The organism is Chamaesiphon minutus PCC 6605 (assembly GCF_000317145.1).
GTDB lineage: Bacteria > Cyanobacteriota > Cyanobacteriia > Cyanobacteriales > Chamaesiphonaceae > Chamaesiphon > Chamaesiphon minutus.
Genome location: NC_019697.1, coordinates 1,251,535 through 1,269,930, shown reverse-complemented (window position 1 = coordinate 1,269,930; position 18,396 = coordinate 1,251,535). Strand labels below are relative to the sequence as shown.

Sequence of the window (18,396 nt, the reverse complement as noted above, 5' to 3'; positions counted from 1 at the left end):
ATCATGAACACTCTCACCCGCCCTCGCGAACTGATTTACACCGACTGGACGCTAATTGAGCCTGAATTCGACCCGGCAAAATTACGCGCCAGAGAAACCGTATTTACGATCGGCAATGGTTATTTAGGCACGCGCGGCAGTTTTGAAGAAGGCTACCCCAATGCGTTGCCCATTACCTTAATTAATGGGGTTTATGACGATATCCCCGTGGTGTATACGGAGCTAGCAAATTGTCCTGACTGGCTGTTATTAATAGTCATCGTCAATGGCGAACAGTTTCGGTTAGATCGCGGTGAAATCCTTTCCTACGAGCGGCGGCTGGACTTGCGACAGGGGGTGTTGAGTCGATCGATCCGCTGGCGGAGTCCGATCGGTCATACCGTAGATTTAAAGTTCGATCGGTTTGCAAGTCTGGCAGACGAGCAGGTACTAGCACTGCGCTGTGAGATTACGCCGATTACCTCCGGTAGGCTAGCCAACGATTTTGATGGCACCATCGAGGTACAGTCCAGTATCAATGGTTATCCCGAAAATCAAGGCTTGGACCATTGGGAGCATCTCGATCGAGGCAAGACAGATCGAGGAGTCTGGCTCCACGTTCGCACCCGCAGTACCCAGATCGAACTCGGCATGGCTGCGAAAATGACCGCGAGCGGTACTGAGGCAATATCACAAGTCATAAATACCCCCGACTGTCCCACCCTGACGACCACTTTTGTCGCCAGAACAGGTCAAAGCGTCAGCGTAGAGAAGCTAGTAACGGTGTTCACCTCTCGCGAGACCAAATCGCCAGTCCAGGCGGCTCAGGCCAAATTAGCCGAACTACCAGCTTATCCGATTCTCCTCGCCGCCCATCAACAGGCGTGGAGAGCAGTTTGGGAGTACAGCGATATCGAGATTGAGGGCGATCTTACCGCTCAGTTAGCAGTGCGCTACAACTTGTTTCAACTTTTCATTGGTGGCTGTACCGCTCAGGGGTGTCTCAATACCGACCCTGACAGCGTTCCTGCCAAAACCTTATCGGGGTTTGGCTATCGGGGGCATATCTTTTGGGATACCGAAATTTTTATCCTGCCCTTTTTCACCTTCACGCAACCCGCGATCGCCCGTAGCCTCCTCAACTATCGCTATGACACCCTCCCTGGAGCGAGACGCAAAGCCATCCACAGTGGTTACAAAGGGGCGATGTTTGCCTGGGAAAGTGCGGCAACTGGCGATGAAATGACCCCCAAATGGTCGCTATCGAGCGATCCTTATGTGGAACCCGTCCGCATCTGGAATGGGGAGCGCGAAATTCACATTAGTGCGGACATTGCCTATGCTGTCTGGCAATACTGGCAAATAACGGGCGATGACATCTGGATGCGCGATCGCGGAGCCGAAATTATCCTCGATACAGCTCTATTCTGGCTGAGTCGGGTAGAGTGGCACGAGAAACAGCAACGCTACGAATTGTGTGGGGTAATTGGTACCGATGAATATCACGAGGAAGTAAGAAACAATGCCTACACCAATCGGCTGGTGCAATGGCATCTGCAAAAGGCGGTAGAAGTCTACGAGTGGCTACAAGAAACGTTTCCAGCGCGAGCAAATGAACTCAGTCAACAGCTACAAATCACGCCAGTACAGCTACTAGCGTTCCACACGACGATCGCTCAGATGTACATTCCTTACGATCCGAAGACATTGCTGATCGAGCAGTTTGAGGGGTTTTTCGCACTCCAAGATCTTAACTTGAGCGACTACGAACCGCGCACGAGATCGATCCAATCTGTCCTCGGCATGGCAAAAACGAATCTGAGCCAGGTCATCAAGCAACCCGACGTGCTGATGCTGCTCTATTTATTATTCAACACGCCAGAATTTGCCAATCGTCAGGATGTCATGCACGAGAACTGGAACTACTACACTCCCCGCACTGATATCACCCAAGGCTCATCCCTCGGTTCATCCGTTCAAGCACTTCTCGCCGCCAGCCTGGATAAATCGGTAGATGCCTACGAACACTTTATGCGGGCAGCTCTAATCGATCTCCAAAACACTTTCGGTAACACCGAAGATGGCATTCATGCGGCTTCGGCTGGTGGTGTTTGGCAAGCTCTCGTCTTCGGCTTTGGCGGTATCCAACTGACGGAAAACGGCCCCGTGGCGACTCCCCATCTGCCACAGAATTGGACGCGGCTCAAATTTAAACTCAACTGGCATGGTACCTGGCACCAGTTCAACCTCTCACCCTCAGTTGTTTCAACTACAGCTATTCAGGGCTTTATCTTCGATGTCGATGGCGTGTTGACGGATACTGCCGAATATCATTATCGGGCTTGGCAACGACTGGCTGACGAAGAGGGATTGCCCTTCGACAGGCAGGCGAACGAAGCACTGCGGGGCGTATCTCGCCGCGAGTCGCTGATGCACATCATCGGCATTCGACAATATTCGGAAGCGCAGCTTCAGGCGATGATGGAACGCAAAAATCGTTATTACGTGGAATCGATCGCCACCATTACCCCTCAAAATCTATTTCCAGGCGCAATTGAGTTATTAACAGAACTCCGACAAGCGGGAATTAAAATAGCGATCGGTTCTGCGAGTAAAAATGCCCGCACTGTCATCGAGAAATTAGGGATTGGCAATCTGGTGGATGCGATCGCTGATGGAGATAGTGTCGAAGCTCCGAAGCCAGCCCCAGACCTATTTCTATACGCAGCTCAACAGATCGGACTCGAACCCGATCGGTGTGTTGTCGTGGAAGATGCCACTGTGGGCGTTCGAGCGGCGATCGCGGCAGGAATGCGATCGATCGGAATTGGCCCCATAACTCGCGTTGGAGCCGCTGATATCGTTCTACCAAACCTGATTGGCGTTCACCTGGTCGATCTCCAAGCTCAATTAAAACTAGCTCCAGAAAAATTCTCTCAACCCATAGTAATACCAATTCTTTAAACAGGATTATTTTGGAGAAAATTATGACAGATATTATCAGCCGTGAAATTCAACTCATCTCGCATCCCACAGGGATGCCTACCCTAAATAACTTTGCCCTCGCCCAAACCAAACTGGAGCCGCTGCAAGATGGGCAGGTACTAGTTCGTAACCTCTATATATCCGTAGATCCCTATATGCGCGGGCGGATGAATGGCGGCAAATCCTATGTGCCACCATTCGAGTTGGGCAAACCGATGACTGGCGGCGCAGTTGGCGAAGTCGTTGAGTCCCACGCTGAAGCATTCCAACCAGGTGATGTCGTCACTTCTAACTATGGTTGGCGAGAGTATTTTATCGCCACACCGCCAGAGCTACATCCAGTCAGCCGCGACATTCAACCGCTCTCCGTTTACCTCGGTGCCCTGGGGATGACGGGTTTAACTGCTTGGGCGGGGATGTACTTGGTCGATGTCAAAGCTGACGATGTGATTTTCATTTCGGGAGCTGCTGGTGCAGTGGGAAATGTGGCCGGACAACTGGCAAAAATACGCGGCTGTGAAGTCATCGGCTCGGCAGGTTCGCAAGATAAGGTCGAGTTTCTACTGGAAGAATGCGGCTTCGATCGTGCATTTGACTACAAATCCAGTCCCGCGATCTCGGTTATCGAACAATTGAACCTAGCAGCCCTCAACGGGATTGATGTCTACTTCGATAATGTCGGCGGTGAAATGCTCGAAGCGGCACTCTCAGCGTTGCGCGTGAATGGTCGGATTATCGCTTGTGGTGGCATCTCTGGTTACAACGCGGAAATCCCCCAACCTGGGCCGAGCAATCTATTTAATATCACTACCAAACGATTGACGATGAAAGGTTTAATTGTTGGCGATTGGCTGGGTTGTCGGGCTGAATTCGAGCAAGTAGTGGGTGACTATTATCGATCGGGCAAATTGAAAAATAAGGAAACAGTAGTAGTCGGAATCGATAAAGCGGTAAGCGCGTTTCTCGGTTTATTTGACGGAAAAAACATCGGCAAGATGGTCGTGAAATTGGAATAGGAAGACATTGAAAAGAGCGAGATTTTTCGATCGATTAAATGTTGGCATAAATATTGGAGATTTTATCGGATGGCAAATTCTTACCAAGTCAGACTATTTAACAAAGCCGAAGGGATCGACCAAACTGTTGAAGTGCCAGAAGATAGCTACATCCTAGAAACTGCTGAAGAGCAAGGAATGGAACTGCCTTACTCCTGTCGGCAGGGCATTTGTTCGACTTGCACAGTAATGATGGGTGTCACAGGAATATCCGATCGGATCTCCATCAAATCCAAAGCGGTAAAAATGGCGATCGAACAAGACATTAACTCAGCACTCAAACGCAGTGCGATCGTAGATGTCGATCGGATTCAAGTGGAGAGTGAGAACAATAAAGTCGTGCTGCGTGGTGATGTTCGCAGCTTTGCCGCACGAGATGAAGCCGAACGCATTGCTCGATCGGAACCAGGTGTGTATTCAGTAGACAATCATCTCGGCGTTAATTGGTCTTCGATTGTGGAATAACGATCGATTAAAGCCTTGAAGTTACTAAATACAAACAACAGGAAAACCATGACCCAAACTAAATCAGCACCACCAGTCGCCTACCAGCGCGGATCTACACTCGAATCGACCATACTCTACAAAGGCGGTTTATTTTCCTTCCTGGTCAAGGGGGAAGATTCGGGAGGTCGCGACGCAACGATTGAGTACTGAGCGAAACCTGGTAACGAGCCACCCCCATATCGGAATCAGTGGGAGCATGAGACTTACTACGTGCTTGAGGGCGTAATGGAATTCTACTATCGAGTGGCTAGGTAATAAACTCAAAACTTAGCTACCAAATTGAATATTTGATTCATCAATCGATCGCATAAAAACAGGAAAATAAAATGCTTAATGTCTTAGATAAAACTGATACCGAAATCAAGAATGATGTGCTATCAGAACTTAAATACGATCCCAGTCTCAATGTTACCGAAATCGGTGTATTAGTCACAGATGGCGTTGTCACCCTCACTGGTTACACCACCAGTTTTGACGAGAAATTAGCCGCCGTCCACGCTGTGAAACGAGTTGCTGGAGTAGTCGCGATCGCGGACGACATCGAACTGCATATCCCCGATGCCAATCACCGCACCGACGGCGAAATCGCCGCCGCCGCCGCCCACAAAATTGCCTGGGCTACCACAATCCCCAAGGGATCTGTTGAGATAACGGTGCGGAATGGTTGGATTATCCTCGAAGGCGAGGTGGAGTGGTGGTATCAAAAGAATGCAGCGGAAATTGTCATGCGATCGATCTCAGGCGTTCATGGGGTGTCAAGTTCGATGTCGATTAAACCCAATGATAAAATCCCCGCAGTCGGCATGGGGATTGAAGCGGCGATCGATCGCAGTGCCATGCTAGATGCGAGCAAAATCCGCATCGAGATTGTTGGTAGCAAAGTCATCCTCCACGGCACCGTGCGGACGCTTGCCCAGCGCGAGGAAGCCGAACGCATTGCCTGGGCTGCTCAAGGCGTATTTTCAGTAGAAGATCATCTCGCCGTCAAGTGGTATCCCAGTGGGGGTTAGCACTAATGAAACTCACCACCCAACGTACCGATCCAGATTTAGTCAGACAAGTAACGATTCTCGCCGCGATTATCGGCAGCATTGTCATTAATACTATCTCCAACTTTTTTCCGCCTGATGGTGTTGATATGGCAACCCTATCAGATCGCCTGTTTAGTTCTGTTCAAATTCTGCCCGCCAACTACGCCTTTGCGATTTGGGCACCGATTTATCTGGGGCTGGTTGCCTTGGGGATTTATCAAGTCCAACCCGCTCAACGTCACAATCCCAGCTTACAGCGCGGTGGCTATCTCTTGGTATTTGCCTGTATCGCTCAATGTGCCTGGATTTATCTCTTTCTCGCCCGTCTGTTTCCCTTATCTGTCGTTGCGATGTTGGGCATCTTGCTACCGCTGATTGTCCTCTATCAACGCCTGCAAATCGGTCAAAACCACGTTTCGCCAGCCGAACGATGGTTTATCCAGATCCCGATTAGCATTTACCTCGGCTGGATTACCGTCGCCACTGTTGTGAATGCGTCACTCGCGCTCTACAGCACCGACTGGGATGGATGGGGGATTGCACCCGCAATCTGGGCAGTCATTATGATAATCGTCGGTACTGCGATCAATAGTCCGGACACCTTTTGAAAAGAAAAATGATCGATCGATCCAAAAAAAGCAATTCATCGCTTAAAGTACAAGTAGAACCCAAGTACCAGATGAATTGCCCTATGGATATTGTACAGAACCTACTTGCCAAAGTGGGTAATTTAGCAAACCGCAACGCCAGTTCTTAGCCAGTATATTTGTGACGTTGTTTGTGGTATGCGGCAAGGCAAACTTTACTAATCTCAGTCGTTATGGGCAGTATAGCGAACGAACATACCGTCGTCAGTACAAAAAAACATTCGATTTCATTCCCTTCCACGCGCAGACAATTGCAGCAGCAATTGAACCAAATCGAGAGCAGATCGCAGCGATTGATTGCTCATTTATCAGCAAGAGTGGAAAACAGACATGGGGAGTAGATAATTTCTATAACGGTAGTATCAGCAAGTCTCAAAAAGGGTTAGAAATTTCGGTGATTGCAGTGGTGGATGTATTAGCCCATCAAGGTTACACTCTCTCAGTACAACAAACTGCAAAAACCGAGCGTCAACCCATCCCCGACGCGAAACCAACGGCGAAGAAGAAGCGTAAATCGAAGTCGAAATCGAAGTCGAAATCGAAGTCGAAATCTAAATCTAAATCGAAAGCGAAAACAGAACCAGTGATTTCTGAGCGAGTCAAAGGCTATCTGAAACAACTGAAAATAGCTCGCTCCCATTTGCCTGCGGTAGTAAAATATTTAACCGCAGACAGCTTTTACAGTAAGAAATCTGTTGTTGATGGGGTGATTGAGCTAGACCTTCATTTGATTAGCAAATTGCGGATTGATGCGGATCTACGATACTGCTACACTGGCAAGCAAAAGCCCAAAGGTGCGCCGCGTAAGTATGATGGCAAGGTGAATTTGAGTGATTTGTCCCGACTGGAATTCGGTGGTGAGTTAGCTAATGGCACTAAATTGTATAGCCAAGTGGTTTGGCATGTTTCACTTAAACGTAAAATTCGCATCGTTTACTTGGTTGACCAACGTCATCCCGAGAAGCAGCGAGTAGCTTTGCTCTTTTCTACCGACACGATGATTAATCCCATCAGTCTGTACGAGTACTACAAATCTCGGTTTCAAATCGAATTCATCTTTCGTGATGCCAAACAATTTACTGGGCTTTGCGACTGTCAATCCCGCCACCAACAATCCCTGGATTTTCATTTCAATGCATCCTTGGCAGCTCTCAATATTGCCAAGCTTGAACAGCAAAAAACTCAGTCGGATACTGGGGAAGATTCACAGCCGCAATCTTTTTCAATGGCAACTTACAAGCGGCTAGCTCTCAATGGACATCTACTTGAGCGGTTTATTTCCATGTTAGAACTTGACCCGACTTTGATTAAATCCCATCCTAACTACGATAGTCTTCTCCACTATGGCTCTCTAGCTCCATAAATCTGTCCGGACTATTGATCGCTACTTTAGTAACGATGAAACATCACGATACTGCCTACCTATTAGTAATTATTTGGGCATTAATTGCGATTGGTATTCGCCATCTGGATACGCCTTTAATTACGGTAACTGCTGCGGGATCTGCGATCTTTTTAATTCTGTTTAGCATAGAAGTCGCACCTAGATCTTTTGGCAACAACTACTGAATTCGATTTGTAAATGAGGATAAAACCATGACCAGCTTTTCACCCGGAGCCAAAGGGTGTAGGGGTCAACCTCTGACATACCCACGATGGATTAATAAATCCATTTAGTCTACTTCATTTAAACCAACCATAAATAACATGCAAAGTACCATCGAAAAAACTGACACAGAATTAAAAAATGATGTGCTATCCGAACTCAAATACGATCCCAGCGTCAAAGTCTCAGACATCGGCGTATTAGCCAAAAATGGGACGGTAACACTCAATGGCTATGCCACCAGCTATAACGAGAAATGGGAAGCCGTACACGCTACTAAACGGGTTGCAGGGGTCAAAGCGATCGCCGATGACATCAAAATCCAGCCACCAGCTTCGTACCACCGCACCGACACCGATATTGCCGCAGCCGCGATAAACCAAATCGAATGGTCTACGACAATCCCCAACGGCACCGTTCAGGCAACAGTCCGTGATGGCTGGATCACCTTAGATGGCGAAGTGGAATGGTGGTATCAAAAGAACGCGGCAGGCAGCCTAGTCAAGCAAATGGCGGGTGTTAAAGGAGTCACTAATTCAATCTCCATCTCGCCCAAAGTGACCAAAAAGGCAGTCGAAACGGACATCAAAGCTGCATTCAAACGCAGTGCGATGTTGGATGCCGAACACATCCGCGTGGAAACTTCTGGCAACAACGTCATCCTCCACGGTCAAGTTCGCAACTACAGCGAGTATGACGAAGCCGAACGAGTTGCTTGGTCTGAAGCAGGTGTATCCTCTGTGGACAATCGCCTCGAAGTAGATTGGATGTTCTAGCTTCCATTTAGGTAGGCAATTCAACCATTTAGGTAGGGGCAAATCAAGATATTGACCCTACTTAATTCACCCTTGAAAATATTAATACTGAGGTCTAATTATGGCTCACGATCGACAGGATGATACCAACATCGAACGGCGACAAGAACTCCAACATGACGAAGAAGCTTTCCGACTTCGCCAAGAAGAGAAACGTCTACGATCTGCTCGATTAAATACTCCCTTTATTTGGATACTTAATACTATTTTCTGGCTAGTAGGAGCATTAGAAATATTACTAGGCATAAGATTTTTACTGCGGTTGTTTGCAGCCAACCCTCAAAATGAATTTGCTAGATTAATCAATAATTTATCTGCACCTTTTATCGCTCCATTCTCGACTTTGTTTATTAGCCCAACTTTTGGTGGTGGTGGATATATATTCGATGTCAATATTGCGATCGCGATCGTTGCTTACGCTCTATTGAGCTATTTAGCTGCTTCACTGGTCAAATTTATCTTTTACCACGAATCATAAATTCACTCTAGATCGATCGAACCAATAGGAGCATAAAGATGTCGAATATTATGACTGAAGTAGATACCTTAGATGAAACATTAACAATTCCTACCCAACTTATTGCGGCTCAAAAGCTGCCAACTTTAATTTTAGGTGGTGGTTTTACCGGATTATTTACCGCTTTACATCTCAGTCATCAACATTATCAAACACCAACTATTCTGATCGATCGAGGTTCGAGATTTATCTTCAAACCGCTACTCTATGAGTTTCTTAGTGGTGAGATGAATACTCAATATATTTGTCCCCGCTATGACAATCTTTTACATAAAAGTGGGATTGAATTCATTCAGGATACAGTTCAATCGATCGATCTACATCAGCGACAAGTTAAATTAGCCTCTGGATTGCATTACAACTATCGTAATCTAGTTTTATCACTCGGCAGCGTAGTGGGTTACTGTGGTGTGGAAGGAGCCAAAGAACACACTTTACAATTTTCCAGCACTGAAGATGCGGTCGTTTTGGCTAAACATTTACGAGATTGTTTACAACGCGCCACCCAAGCAACCGGATTAGAAAAACAGACCTTATTAACCTTTGCAATTATGGGTGCTGGTTGTACTGGCATCGAGCTAGCTGCAACTCTGGCGGATTTATTGCCGAACTGGTACGCGCTGTTAGGTGGTGACATTACCGATCTGCGAGTTGTTGTAATTCAACGGGGACAGGAGATTCTCAAAGGTCATAGCGACAGCATCCGAGAGACTACTCAAACCGCATTGCAAGAGAGGAATGTAGCCGTTGAATTGATGCTAGAAACTGAAGTAATAGAGGTTCGTCCAAACACGGTTGTCCTGAAGCGAAACAACCAAATCGAGCAGCTCTGCGCCGCGACGATGATTTGGACGGCAGGAACCGCAATGAATCCATTAATCGATACATTGTCGATTCCTGAAGCAAGTCGCGATCGACACGGACAACTTAAACTGACGAACACCTCACAACTGCTCGGTTTCCCAGAAGTGTTTGCAGGTGGAGATTGCACTGTAATGGAGCCACAGTTGCCAGCTACCGCTCAAGTAGCATATCAGCAAGGAGCCGCGATCTCACATAACTTGCAAGCACTTAGCGAAAATCGCCCACTCCTTCCGGTAGAAATTGGGTTGCGGGGAACACTCTTGAAGCTAGGTTTAGATGAGAGTGTCGCCGATCTTTTCGATCGCTATCAAGTCAAAGGTCATCTCGGACACTTGATTCGCCAAGCCGCCTATGTCGATCTTTTACCTACTCCTGCCCGCAATTTCAAAGGAACGATTGAATGGTTGTCTGATGAGCTATTTCACTACATCGCCGAAAAATGATATTAACGGTTAATTATTATAAAAAAGTGGAGATTAGATTATGACTGCTACCAAACAAAATGCCCAGTATTTTAAAAGTATCCGCCATCTTCATCGCCTAATTGCAACGATTATGATGTTACCTCTATTACTGACAGCCATTACCGGAACTGTTTATCAGATTTTCGACCTCGCAGGTAAAGAAGATAATTTCAAATGGATATTAGGTTGGCATAAGGGACATTTTGGATCGGTTAATCTAGACATGATTTATCCATTTTTTAATGCGATCGGTTTATGCGTATTACTTTTTACAGGAATTTCAATGTGGCTTAATTTGCGACGTACTTCTAAAAAACAATCTACTTAGGCAAAATAATGATCGGTTCTCAATCTCAAGCGACACATACTGTCGTGCCTCACAAAGAAGATTCAGCAGAGCCAACGCGAGTTGCAGTTTTGCTAGCAGGGTACGGCGAAGTGGAATCCTACCGCGATCTAAGTAGTTATAACCAAGCTGCTACTAAGTACATTGCATCTCAGTTCGTCTCTATCCCTGAGTGGTTATATCCGGCGGCTGGTTGGTTCTTGGGACTACTAGATTGGTACGACTTTGGCTTCAAACATCATCATTTCATGTCCCCTGAAAATGAGATGTTTGAAAAACAACGAATTGGCATCGAGCAGCAGTTACAAGACCGCTGGGGAAATCGGGTGCAAGTGTTCAAAGGCTTTTATTTTTGCGAACCTTTTGTCCAAGAAGTTGTGACCGAGACGATCGAGCAAGGCTTTGAAAACTTACTGGTTTTTCCTTTGCTGGTAGTCGATTCTGCATTTACTGGCAAAATAGCGATCGAGCAAGTTAATGAAGTTATTGCTACAAACAAATCTGAAGATTTGCCATTCCGATCGATTAGATATATTCCCTCTTTCGCAACTGAACCCACTTACATCGATCTGCTAGTGCGTCAGATTAAGGAATCTCTAAATCAGCTATCTACATGTGGCTGTTTTGAGTCGCAGATCGGTGTCATCTTAACGGTTCATGGTGGCCCCGAAAAAGCTAATGGGTTGTTGACTGGGGTAATTGATGGACAAGCTCTATTCGATCGAGTCCAAGCCCAACTACAGCATCAATATCCATTAATCTCGATCGGCTGGATAAATCATGATATGCCGTTCATCAAATGGTCGCAACCTAATCTCGAACAAGCTGCAAAAAGCCTAATCGGATCGGGTGCCCAAACTATTATATTTAAACCATTGGGGTGGGTAACTGAAAATTATGAAACTATTATTGATGTAGAAGATGCGATCGAGTCTTTGCAACGTCAATATCCTACCGTAACTTACACACGGCTCGAATGCGTCAATGACGATCCTGAATTTTTTAGCATCGCAGCAGGATGGGCAAATCTGCAAATTGAAGCGATGCTATCTGGATCGAAAATTGCCACTCGGAAATAAATAAATCTTTAAATTAAAAGGAGAAAATATATGCCAGACCCACAATTGAATTCATTAATCGGTACAGATGCAGCGGACGACGCGGAGGATGATGCCTATCGAGCAGAAGTGAATGGCGATGAAGCCGTTGGCGGCAGCACAGCAGTTCCTAGTCAAAATGACACGGAAGAATTGGCGGAGGCTGTGGGGATTGTGGTAGATGATGACACACCCCTTGATACTGAAGAAATGCTCGAACAGCGGGATCTAGATCGTTGGGAATTAGATCCCGCATCGGCTGTCAATCGTTAAGATCTAGCATCTGGGTCGTGCGGATTTCAGCTTATTTAAAATAATCGCTAATGTCTAAAAAAGCAAAGATAATAACCCACAATATTTTAGTACTTTCGGCTGTGAGTCTATTTACAGATATAGCCAGCGAAATGCTTTATCCCATCATGCCAATTTATTTAAAAACAATTGGTTTTTCGATTGTTTTAATAGGCGTATTAGAAGGTTTTGCAGAAGCAACCGCAGGCTTGAGTAAGGGGTATTTTGGGAATTTAAGTGACAAAACAGGTACCCGTTTACCCTTCATCCAAATTGGATATCTGCTTAGTGCTATCTCCAAGCCAATGATGGCGTTGTTTACTTATCCTCTGTGGATCTTCTTCGCCAGGACAATCGATCGGTTGGGAAAAGGTATCCGCACAGGTGCAAGAGATGCTTTACTATCTGATGAAGCGACTCCCGCTACCAAGGGGAGAGTATTTGGTTTTCATCGGTCTATGGATACACTTGGTGCCGTCATTGGGCCATCGTTAGCATTGATTTATCTGGCGTATCATCCTGATGATTACAAGACACTTTTCTACATTGCATTTTTACCAGGATTGATTTCGATTGGATTCACTTTCTTAATCAAAGAAAACCGAGTTCGCCAACGAACAAGTTTGCAGCAGTCAAAAACTGGCTGGCTAGACTTTTTAAATTACTGGGAAACAAGTCCGCCACTCTATCGAAAATTATCCACGGCATTATTGATATTTACATTATTCAATATTTCTGATGTATTTCTCCTACTAAAAATCAAAGAAGCAGGACTTGGAGACACATCTGCGATCGGAGCTTACATTTTTTACAATTTAATCTATGCTATTTCCTCTTATCCTCTAGGATCTTTAGCAGATAGAATTGGCATAAAAAAGATCTTAGTTTCGGGATTGATTTTATTTGCAATAGTTTATGTAGGTATGGCTTACGCCAACAGTAATTCAGTCTTCCTAGTTTTATTCGCTATTTATGGAGTATATGCAGCAGCGACAGAGGGGATTGCCAAAGCGTGGATTACGAATATTTGCCACCCAGACGATACAGCAACAGCGATCGGTACTTTTACTGCATTTCAAAGTATTGCTACACTACTCGCGAGTTCTTTCGCTGGACTAATCTGGTTTTATGCTGGTGCATCCACAACATTTTTATTAAGTGGAATTATTGCGCTAGTTGTGGCAATTTACATTTCAAGATTCAATAACTAGTTATCGAACGACTTGTCGTCGCGCTTGCGCTTCGAGTTCGGCAGGGATCGAAAAAGTGTAATTGCACTATAATCTATTCTATTTATTGAGGTCATTGCGATGGTTCATCCTCACCAGCACAGCCATGCTCCAAAAACATATAATCGAGCCTTTTTAATCGGTACGAGTTTGAATATTGGCTTTGTATTAGTTGAGGCTTGGTTTGGGGCAATTTCCCATTCATTAGCATTAATAGCAGATGCTGGACATAATCTCAGCGATGTTTTGGGATTGTTGTTGGCATGGGCAGCAAGTTATCTCGTCCAGCGTCCCCCCAATCGCAAGTATACTTACGGACTGCGCCGTTCCTCAATTTTGGCAGCCTTACTAAATGCGATTCTGTTACTGTTAGCAATGGGGGGCATTGCTTGGGAAGCAATTCGTCGGTTGTCAGATCCTAGTCCGGTTGCTGGTGGTACGGTGATTTTGGTCGCGGGAATTGGGGTAGTAATCAATACTATCACTGCGCTGTTATTTATGTCGGGACGAGAACGCGACCTAAATATTCGCGGTGCATTTTTGCATATGGCTGCCGATGCGCTGGTGTCGGTGGGAGTGGTGTTAGCTGGCATCGCGATCTTGCTGACAGGGTGGCTATGGCTCGATCCAGTTATTAGTTTGATTATCGTTGTGGTAATTATATTTGGGACTTGGAATTTATTTAGAGAGGCTCTGGATCTAATCTTAGATGGAGTTCCCAAACAGATAGAGCCAATCGCAGTGCGGACTTTCTTGGAGGATTTACCAGGGGTGACACGAGTTCACGATCTGCATATCTGGGCGATGAGCACGACCCAAACCGCTCTCACAGCGCATTTAGTGATGCCGGAAGGATGTGTAAGCGATCGATTTTTCACCGATACCTCAGCATCTCTCCAAACTTATTTTGGGATCGACCACTCAACACTACAAATCGAAACAGGTCATCCCGATTATCCCTGTCATTTAGAATCAGAGAGTCATGTTTAGGTAATATCGATGCTCTCCTACCAAAAATTACCCCAATGGCTCAAAGTTAGCTTGACGTTCCCGTTGATTTTTCTAAACGGGTGGCTAATTTTGCTACTTTATCATTCCTGTTTTCAAAGTTATTTTGCAGGTCAAGCGTTGGCGTTATTTTATTCGCAAAACAAGGCAATTAAACCGAAATAATTTTCTGAAGTTTCTCGTCCAGTCAGAGCCAGGAAAACCAGCAATCGCAAATGGCTTGCGGGCTGCATTATCATTGGGTATTCCGATGTTAATTGGGCAATCGATCGACCAAAGAGAAAGCGGATTATTTGTTGGTTTAATCGCTTATTTTGTTAATTTAGCCAACGTTGCTGGATCTTACCAGATTAAAGCTAAGGCGATGGCGATCGCCACTTTAGGTATAATTATCTTGGTATTTGTCGGTACTCTAGTCGCTAGCATTCCCATCCTCGCTGTAGTGCTGACATTTTTGTGGGGACTGGCTTCAGGTTTTGCGTCGCTGTATGGTAATACTGGTGCAAATGTCGGGCTGGTGTTAGAGCAGTTGGCTGATGCAGTCGAGCAGGAAATTATCCCCCCACCTTTGCCTGATTTGGACGCAATGCTGCGAAGAATTCGATCGCACTTACAAGCATTGCGAACAGCCCGAATGAGCGAACTAGAAATCGATTCTCCAGGGGAGAGGCTTTGCCAACGAGGCAATACACTAACTCGTCAAGCAGTCATCGACTATAGCATTCTAGATTTGGAGATCGACCAACTTGTGCGACGGTTGTCGGCAATGCACTCAGCGATAGTCCGACTAAAACTTGTCGATAGTATTCAAAATTAGGAAGCTTTGCTAAAAACTTGAATTCGATCGTTGGCGTAGCCGCGCCGCGAGGCAATCGATTCCCCTTCTTGTTTTTGGACACGATCCAGATCCCATCGCAACTGCAAATTCAACCAGAAGTCATTATACACACCAAAAAACTTCGCTAGTCGCAGGGCGGTACTAGGGGTCACACCACGTTTGCCATTAATAATTTCGTTAATCCGTTGGTATGGGACATGGATACTGTCAGCCAAATGTTTTTGGGTTAAGCCCAAAGGTTCTAAAAATTCGGTAAGTAGCATTTCGCCTGGATGAGTCGGCGGACGATTGGTGGGAATACGAACCATGATGACGTTTAATTAATAGCGTGGTTGACAATCTACAAAACTCAGAGCCTCTCGATTCCGCAAAGCGGACGCTACGCGAACGAGAAAACCCGCGATCGCCATTTCTAACACTGCTTCGACTGGATAATCGGTTTCCTTTGCTCGTCGTTCAAACGCTTCTCTAACGTGATTCGGGAATGCAGCTAACATCAAATGCTTGAGGCAGATTGCGTCTGTAACTTGCTCTAGCATTTTTTTTGACGGGTCTTGTATAATGTTACAATAAGTTGAAAAATTCAGCAGATCCACCTTAAATAGCAGGATAGACAGAAAGTTTCCGCTTTTGTATAGGGAATATACTGAATTTTTCAGTCTATCTACCCGAATTTGGGCAGATAGGTGGAAAGTTTCCGCCTAATAATAGTTAGAGGGTGTCTGAAAATGATGGCTTCTAACGTGGGAATGATGGTTTCAGCGTTTATAGATCGAAGAGAGAAAATTATTTCAGCAATTGATTCTGACTTCTCAGACGCTCTCTAAGAGCCAAAGGAATTTGAGACGCGACAACAATCTGACTTAAGTTAATAAAGACTTGCTCTAGAATCGGATTCCTAAGTTGAACAGACGCGGAACTTTTGAATTAAGGAAAATGCGATCGCCGTCTGCCCCGTATACCGATGTCTCAGATGAATCGCCACTCCACAACTCGCGCCCATCGGCTTTTGAAAACACCACCAAGCGGAAAGATTGTCTCTCTGCATCGACTTTAGTAGTAACATGAGCGGCGATCGCGTCTGAAGCCACGTCATACCCATTAAGCGAGATATACGAAGGCCGATTGGTTGCCAATTCTAACCTCAGTGTCTCTGCTGTGAAGCGTTTTATCCATCGCTGTTGCCCTGTTTTCTCATCTAGAAATTTCAGGTAAGGAGGGCTTGAAGGGGTTTTTGAACTGCACCTAAATACCTAGATCAAACTATACATAACTAGACAAATTATCTGTTATAATGATTTTATGTCTAGTTTAACGCCACAGGAAGCAGCCACCTTACTCGGTGTAACGGTTAGAACCCTACACAGATGGGAACTTGATGGAAAAATCAAGTCCACTCGCACTGCTGGCGGTCATCGTCGGTATGACATAGCAGATTTAATTAGCAATAAATCGGATACTCAATTAACAGTAGGCTATGCCAGAGTTTCTAGTCACGACCAGAAAGAAGATCTAACTAGGCAAGTTATAGTTTTAGAAAGTTATTGTGCTAAACATGGCTGGGGGTTTGAAGTAATTCAAGATCTTGGCAGTGGAATGAACTATAAAAAGAAAGGACTAATTAGGCTAATCAAGTTAATTACATCTTATCAAGTTGAACGACTAGTTCTAACTCATAAAGATAGATTACTTAGATTTGGGTCAGATCTAATTTTCACATTATGCGAACAATTTGGAACAGAGGTGATAATTATCAATCGCTCTGATGATAGTACATTTGAGGAAGATTTAGCATCAGACGTACTCGAAATCATCACTGTATTTTCTGCTCGTTTATACGGTAGTCGTTCTCATAAGAATAAGAAAATAGTAGAAGAGTTAAAGGAGGTAGCAAAACAGTTATGAGAATCAGTTTTAAAACCGAACTAAAACTGAATAACTATCAAAGAACTCAACTGGCTAGACATGCGGGTGTAGCTCGTCATGCTTGGAACTGGGGCTTAGATCTGTGTAAAAAAATTCTCGACTACAATCGAGAAAATCCAACAGAGAAACTAAGATTTCCATCAGCGATCGATCTGCATAAATTCCTAGTCAAGTGGGTGAAGGTTGAAAACCCTTGGTATTACGAAGTATCCAAAACTAGCCCTCAATATGCGCTGAGATACTTAGCGAGTGCATTTTCTGATTTCTTTAGAAAGAAAACTGCGAATGGTCGGCGGGTGGGCTTTCCCAGATTCAAGCGCAAAGGTCAGCATGATAGCTTTACCTTGGAAGGGACTATTAAAGTTGAACATCGTTGGCTTCAATTACCAAAAATAGGAGTAGTAAAGACTTACGAACGATTGCCGCAAGGATTGACGCCTAAAACAGCAATAATTAGTCGAACCGCTGACCGTTGGTTTGTCTCTTTTAGCTATGAAGTCGAACCAAACACTACAGCTAAACTAGTTGGTGTTTGTGGTGTAGACTTAGGGATTAAAACACTAGCTACTTTAAGCACAGGTGCAACGTTCCCCAACCCTCAACCTTACCGTCAATCTCAATCCAGATTAGCTAGGCTTCAAAAAGCAGCTAGCCGCAAGGTTAAAGGCTCAAACAATCGACAAAAGGCGAATTTAAAAGTAGCCAAACAACATGCAAAAACTGCCAACATTCGTAAAGATACACTTAACAAATTAACTACTCACTTGGCTAAGAACCACAGCCAAGTAGTAATTGAAGATTTGAATGTATCGGGAATGTTATCCAATCATTGTTTGGCTAAGTCAATTGCAGATTTAGGTATGTATGAATTTCGTCGCCAATTAACTTATAAATGTGAGCTATATGGTAGTGAATTGATTACTGTAGGTCGCTTTTTTCCAAGTTCTAAAACTTGTTCTTGTTGTGGGCATATCCAAGACATGCTGCTCAAAGAACGTGTTTTTAACTGTCAGCAATGCAATATCACTATCGACCGCGATCTGAATGCTGCACGCAATCTAGAACATCAAGCTCTGTCTTGTCGCACACAAACGGGAGGGAACCTCCCGTTCGATGCGCCGCTTATAGTAGCCTAAACACTATACTGGGTGCAGCTTGCGCCTGGAAGCCTACAGAGGGATAGCCGCTCCG

General features: G+C 45.2%; 22 protein-coding genes and 1 pseudogene. 20 read left to right on the top strand and 3 right to left on the bottom strand.

From position 1 onward, the window contains the following. The first annotated feature begins 3 nt into the window (after positions 1 to 3). The 18 genes and pseudogenes from pgmB (at position 4) to CHA6605_RS05725 (ending at position 15,258) form a co-directional block, all read left to right on the top strand. Positions 4 to 2,943 (top strand): beta-phosphoglucomutase, encoded by a 2,940-nt coding sequence (gene pgmB, locus CHA6605_RS05800; RefSeq protein WP_015158586.1) that lies wholly within the window; start codon positions 4 to 6, stop codon positions 2,941 to 2,943. A gap of 23 nt (positions 2,944 to 2,966) precedes the next feature. Next, a complete protein-coding gene (locus tag CHA6605_RS05795) occupies positions 2,967 to 3,980 on the top strand; it encodes an NADP-dependent oxidoreductase (protein WP_015158585.1) in 1,014 nt (337 codons plus the stop codon). A 69-nt stretch (positions 3,981 to 4,049) separates the two neighbouring features. Then, a pseudogene (locus tag CHA6605_RS35495) lies at positions 4,050 to 4,202 on the top strand (2Fe-2S iron-sulfur cluster-binding protein); the annotation flags it as partial. A gap of 6 nt (positions 4,203 to 4,208) precedes the next feature. Next, complete coding sequence (locus CHA6605_RS35490) at positions 4,209 to 4,484, top strand: BON domain-containing protein (protein ID WP_041548790.1); 276 nt, start codon at positions 4,209 to 4,211, stop codon at positions 4,482 to 4,484. 48 nt (positions 4,485 to 4,532) lie between these two features. After that, positions 4,533 to 4,676 carry a hypothetical protein gene (locus tag CHA6605_RS33705; protein WP_015158583.1) on the top strand — a complete coding sequence of 48 codons (144 nt, stop codon included), beginning with the start codon at positions 4,533 to 4,535 and terminating at the stop codon, positions 4,674 to 4,676. Between the two features lie 176 nt (positions 4,677 to 4,852). Further along, on the top strand, positions 4,853 to 5,536 hold the full coding sequence (locus CHA6605_RS05780) for a BON domain-containing protein (protein WP_015158582.1): 684 nt from the start codon (positions 4,853 to 4,855) through the stop codon (positions 5,534 to 5,536). A 5-nt stretch (positions 5,537 to 5,541) separates the two neighbouring features. Beyond that, positions 5,542 to 6,165 carry a tryptophan-rich sensory protein gene (locus CHA6605_RS05775; RefSeq protein WP_051038721.1) on the top strand — a complete coding sequence of 208 codons (624 nt, stop codon included), beginning with the start codon at positions 5,542 to 5,544 and terminating at the stop codon, positions 6,163 to 6,165. 346 nt (positions 6,166 to 6,511) lie between these two features. Next, positions 6,512 to 7,567, top strand: coding sequence for a transposase (locus CHA6605_RS32540; protein WP_232432265.1), 1,056 nt, complete (start codon positions 6,512 to 6,514; stop codon positions 7,565 to 7,567). Between the two features lie 35 nt (positions 7,568 to 7,602). Then, positions 7,603 to 7,773, top strand: a complete 171-nt coding sequence (locus tag CHA6605_RS33700; protein ID WP_157259836.1) for a hypothetical protein — start codon at positions 7,603 to 7,605, stop codon at positions 7,771 to 7,773. Positions 7,774 to 7,911: 138 nt separating this feature from the next. Next, entirely contained in the window at positions 7,912 to 8,586 is a 675-nt protein-coding gene (locus CHA6605_RS05765; RefSeq protein ID WP_015158581.1) for a BON domain-containing protein, read from the top strand. A gap of 100 nt (positions 8,587 to 8,686) precedes the next feature. Further along, positions 8,687 to 9,103 carry a YggT family protein gene (locus CHA6605_RS05760; RefSeq protein WP_015158580.1) on the top strand — a complete coding sequence of 139 codons (417 nt, stop codon included), beginning with the start codon at positions 8,687 to 8,689 and terminating at the stop codon, positions 9,101 to 9,103. Between the two features lie 38 nt (positions 9,104 to 9,141). After that, positions 9,142 to 10,449: an NAD(P)/FAD-dependent oxidoreductase gene (locus CHA6605_RS05755; protein ID WP_015158579.1), complete on the top strand. Its 1,308-nt coding sequence runs from the start codon at positions 9,142 to 9,144 to the stop codon at positions 10,447 to 10,449. Positions 10,450 to 10,489: 40 nt separating this feature from the next. After that, positions 10,490 to 10,798, top strand: a complete 309-nt coding sequence (locus CHA6605_RS05750) for a hypothetical protein (RefSeq protein ID WP_015158578.1) — start codon at positions 10,490 to 10,492, stop codon at positions 10,796 to 10,798. Positions 10,799 to 10,806: 8 nt separating this feature from the next. After that, on the top strand, positions 10,807 to 11,895 hold the full coding sequence (locus tag CHA6605_RS05745; protein WP_015158577.1) for a ferrochelatase: 1,089 nt from the start codon (positions 10,807 to 10,809) through the stop codon (positions 11,893 to 11,895). A 30-nt stretch (positions 11,896 to 11,925) separates the two neighbouring features. Further along, positions 11,926 to 12,186 carry a DUF6335 family protein gene (locus CHA6605_RS05740; protein ID WP_015158576.1) on the top strand — a complete coding sequence of 87 codons (261 nt, stop codon included), beginning with the start codon at positions 11,926 to 11,928 and terminating at the stop codon, positions 12,184 to 12,186. A 50-nt stretch (positions 12,187 to 12,236) separates the two neighbouring features. After that, complete coding sequence (locus tag CHA6605_RS05735; protein ID WP_015158575.1) at positions 12,237 to 13,415, top strand: MFS transporter; 1,179 nt, start codon at positions 12,237 to 12,239, stop codon at positions 13,413 to 13,415. A 99-nt stretch (positions 13,416 to 13,514) separates the two neighbouring features. After that, positions 13,515 to 14,423 (top strand): cation diffusion facilitator family transporter, encoded by a 909-nt coding sequence (locus CHA6605_RS05730; protein WP_015158574.1) that lies wholly within the window; start codon positions 13,515 to 13,517, stop codon positions 14,421 to 14,423. A gap of 124 nt (positions 14,424 to 14,547) precedes the next feature. Continuing rightward, a complete protein-coding gene (locus CHA6605_RS05725) occupies positions 14,548 to 15,258 on the top strand; it encodes a DUF1097 domain-containing protein (RefSeq protein ID WP_015158573.1) in 711 nt (236 codons plus the stop codon). Here the strand turns inward: CHA6605_RS05725 and CHA6605_RS05720 are convergent. The 3 genes from CHA6605_RS05720 to CHA6605_RS05710 all read right to left on the bottom strand — a co-directional run bounded on the left by CHA6605_RS05720 (position 15,255) and on the right by CHA6605_RS05710 (position 16,415). Beyond that, positions 15,255 to 15,587 carry a HigA family addiction module antitoxin gene (locus CHA6605_RS05720; protein ID WP_015158572.1) on the bottom strand — a complete coding sequence of 111 codons (333 nt, stop codon included), beginning with the start codon at positions 15,585 to 15,587 and terminating at the stop codon, positions 15,255 to 15,257. The two genes, CHA6605_RS05725 and CHA6605_RS05720, sit on opposite strands and share 4 nt — an antisense overlap. 12 nt (positions 15,588 to 15,599) lie before the next feature. Further along, positions 15,600 to 15,818 carry a hypothetical protein gene (locus CHA6605_RS32535; protein ID WP_015158571.1) on the bottom strand — a complete coding sequence of 73 codons (219 nt, stop codon included), beginning with the start codon at positions 15,816 to 15,818 and terminating at the stop codon, positions 15,600 to 15,602. 345 nt (positions 15,819 to 16,163) lie between these two features. After that, entirely contained in the window at positions 16,164 to 16,415 is a 252-nt protein-coding gene (locus CHA6605_RS05710) for a hypothetical protein (protein WP_157259834.1), read from the bottom strand. Positions 16,416 to 16,581: 166 nt separating this feature from the next. Here CHA6605_RS05710 and CHA6605_RS05705 point away from each other — a divergent pair, with 166 nt between their 5' ends. Together CHA6605_RS05705 and CHA6605_RS05700 are read left to right on the top strand one after the other, a co-directional pair. After that, positions 16,582 to 17,184: an IS607 family transposase gene (locus CHA6605_RS05705; RefSeq protein ID WP_015158570.1), complete on the top strand. Its 603-nt coding sequence runs from the start codon at positions 16,582 to 16,584 to the stop codon at positions 17,182 to 17,184. Further along, positions 17,181 to 18,341, top strand: a complete 1,161-nt coding sequence (locus CHA6605_RS05700) for an RNA-guided endonuclease InsQ/TnpB family protein (RefSeq protein ID WP_015158569.1) — start codon at positions 17,181 to 17,183, stop codon at positions 18,339 to 18,341. The genes CHA6605_RS05705 and CHA6605_RS05700 overlap by 4 nt, the downstream gene beginning before the upstream one ends. Positions 18,342 to 18,396: the final 55 nt, after the last annotated feature.